This is a genomic window from Serratia sp. 506_PEND (genome assembly GCF_001076875.1).
Lineage (GTDB): Bacteria > Pseudomonadota > Gammaproteobacteria > Enterobacterales > Enterobacteriaceae > Serratia > Serratia marcescens.
This window is the reverse complement of record NZ_JVEL01000353.1, coordinates 1-2,922: the sequence shown is the minus strand read 5'-3', so window position 1 is coordinate 2,922 and position 2,922 is coordinate 1. Positions and strand designations below refer to the sequence as shown.

The window sequence follows — 2,922 nt, the reverse complement described above, 5'->3', positions numbered from 1 at the left end:
CAATAACAAAACCTATTGAGACAGGATAATGCCAGTGTATTCACAACACATTGCGATCGTGCTTACCACTCCACTCAACGTTAGCTTATTCTCAGCCTGATACTTATTACATTCCCAGTAGTCTTGTCAGTCGTGTAACGGTTACTGATGACTCTGGTAACAGATAAGCAATGGATACCAGCCATGACTTAATGGTCTGTAATCTTAACCCACCAATACCCCTACCCAATAGTCACCCTGTTTCTAATAACTGTCCACCAGGGCAGTAATCAAGCCACCATAAGTTATTCATCTTATTCATTTCTGTAGTCATGACTCTCTTACCAGCAGTAACCACTGCTGTAGTAAACAGTAGTCTTACTGATCACAACCCACTCTTTAGCGATCACCACTCATTATACTTTCAGTAATCACTCCCCTTCTTTATTATATTATTACCAATCCAACACATTCAGCCTGATAGTAACACCAACCAAAGCAGCACCAGACAGTCGTTACATGCAATAAGAACCATAAACACTCACTCTGGAATTATCTTTTCAACAACCGTAAGCACGTGGTGAACTCACCTTGCGTTGCAAGGTGAGTTTGTGTTTTGGATTTTCAGAGGACTAACGGAAGGTATTGCCGGCGTACGGCAGCAGCTCATTCAACCGCCGGTTCGGCCACGACGGCAACCGCGTCAGTACATCACGCAACCAGGCATACGGCTCCAAACCGTTCAGCTTTGCCGTCTCCAGCAGACTCAGGATATTCGCCATTCGCTGACCCGCTCGCAGACTGCCTGCGAAGAGCCAGTTCTTGCGCCCAACCGCCACCGGACGTATCACGTTCTCCGCCCGGTTGTTGTCTATCGGTACCCGACCATCCTCCAGATAGACCAGTAACGCCGCCCATCGCTTCAACGTATAGTCGATGGCCTTGCGTATCCCCGAGTTTGGTGCCGTCTTCTGCTGCTTCACCTGTAACCAGCTTTCGAACGCCTTCAACCGCGGTTTGGCATAACGGTGTCGCCATCGTCGTCGTTGTTCTGCCGGGCGCTGCTTTATCCGTCGCTCCAGGTTGTACAGCTCGCGGATAGTGGCCAGGGCGATTTCTGCCACCGGACTGCCGTTCGCCTTGTGCTGGTCGAAGAACTTCCGACGCACATGCGCCCAGCAGCCGGCTTCCTTCACGCTACCTTCGTCGAACAGCGCCCGGTAACCGGCATAGCCGTCCACGACCAACGTACCCTGCCAGCTATCCAGCATCGCGCTGGCATAGGTGCCACTGCGGCCCGGCTGGCAGTCATACAGCACCACCGCCCTGTCTGCCCCGGCGGCGCTGACGTAGGCCCACAGATACCCCTTCTGGCTGTGACCTTTTTCGGGATTGAGCAACAGTAACGGTGTCTCATCCGCCTGCAGTACCGCTTGCTGCAGCAGGTCCTGCCGCAGGGCGTCGGCCAGTGGCTTCAGTGCCGCCCCCACCGCACCGAACCAACCAGCCAGCGTGCTGCAGGGAATATCGATACCGTGACGCAGGTAGATTTTCTGCTGACGGTATAGCGGCAGATGGTCACTGCATTTGGCTACGGTGACCTGGGCCAACAACCCCGGACCGGGCTGGCCTTTTTCGATAAGCTGAGGCGGTAAGGGAACGGTATGGACGGTTTCACAGCAGGGACAGCTGTAGTGCGGGCGCACCGTGCGATGCACCACCACCCGAGCCGGAATGTACTCCAGCCGTTCGCTCACCTCATCACGCAGGGGGCGCAGGGCGTGCCCGCAGTCGGGGCAGTCATGACTGCTCAGGTCAAGACGGACCGTTTCACGGGATAACTCTGGCGGCAATGGCTGGCGTTTGGGCGGTGTGCCAGGGAGCGCCTTGCCTGCCGGTAACACCGCCGCCAACTGCTGTTCCAGGTCGGCGGTGTCGGCATCGACATCCTCTTCCGCCAGGCTCCGCTGTTCGCCCTGGAAGGCTTCACTCTTGCGGCCGAAGCGCCAGCGACGGCCGGCCTTCAGCGCGTCTTCCAGGGCCTGGATGTAGTGAGCCTGAGCTTCGAGCAGGGCCAGAGCCCGGACACGTAACTCATGGGGATCTTGTGTGGTAAACAGCGCGTCGATATCCATATCAGCAGCTTGACATAACGGACGGTGATAATCACGTCATATCATGACGTTAACGTTTAACGTCTCAGGTTTCCCAGCCCGGCAGGTCAAGCCCCTCAACCTGTTGCCAGTCTACCCCCTTGGTCAGCCAGGCGAACTGCTCTGCCGTCAGCGGCCAGGCGGTATCCCCGGGGCGGGGCCAGGTGAAGTGGCCCTGATGCAACCGGCGGGTGCACAGCCAGACGCCGTGCTTGTCCCACTGCAACACTTTGATGCGTGAGCGTGCCTTGTTGCAGAAAACCACCGCGGTTCCCGGCGGTAAGGGCGAGGGCAAGTGTTCATCGGCCAGCCGGGTCAGGGTATCAATACCCCGGCGCATATCGGTCGGCTCACGGGCCAGCCAGATGGCATGAGGCATTAGCATAGGTTGAGCTCCGCCATGATGGCCGGCAACTGGCTGGGCTGGCAGGTGATGGAGCACCGTTTTAAATTCAGGGTAATGGCGGGCATATGCGGGTCTATGTTGGGGAGGGATAGCGGTGCCTCTTCAGGGGCAACAGTCACCGGAATAAAAGGGGGTTCAGCGGCCGGTGACGTTGGGATTTTGGTCCACTTGCCGACCCAGTTGCAAAAGGTTTTGACATTGAGATGGTGTTGCAGGCTGTACTGAGTGCGGGACAGGCCGCTGAATTGCCAGTCGGCGACATGTTGCTGCTGTTGTTGGAGGGTATGGCGAGATTTTGGCATGGGGGAACCTGCGTAGTGAACATGAGGTTCAAGCGTGCCGAGTCGCACAAGGATTAACAATGTGAGTTCACCGCGTGCTTAC

At 56.5% G+C, this 2,922-nt stretch carries 3 protein-coding genes; all 3 read right to left on the bottom strand.

From position 1 onward, the window contains the following. Positions 1–611: 611 nt before the first annotated feature. Positions 612–2,114, bottom strand: coding sequence for an IS66 family transposase (gene tnpC, locus ADK28_RS11435; RefSeq protein WP_048795398.1), 1,503 nt, complete (start codon positions 2,112–2,114; stop codon positions 612–614). A gap of 64 nt (positions 2,115–2,178) precedes the next feature. Beyond that, complete coding sequence (gene tnpB, locus ADK28_RS11430; RefSeq protein ID WP_048795397.1) at positions 2,179–2,517, bottom strand: IS66 family insertion sequence element accessory protein TnpB; 339 nt, start codon at positions 2,515–2,517, stop codon at positions 2,179–2,181. Further along, on the bottom strand, positions 2,511–2,840 hold the full coding sequence (gene tnpA / locus ADK28_RS31505; protein WP_049191698.1) for an IS66 family insertion sequence element accessory protein TnpA: 330 nt from the start codon (positions 2,838–2,840) through the stop codon (positions 2,511–2,513). The genes tnpB and tnpA overlap by 7 nt, the downstream gene beginning before the upstream one ends. Between the last annotated feature and the right edge of the window lie 82 nt (positions 2,841–2,922).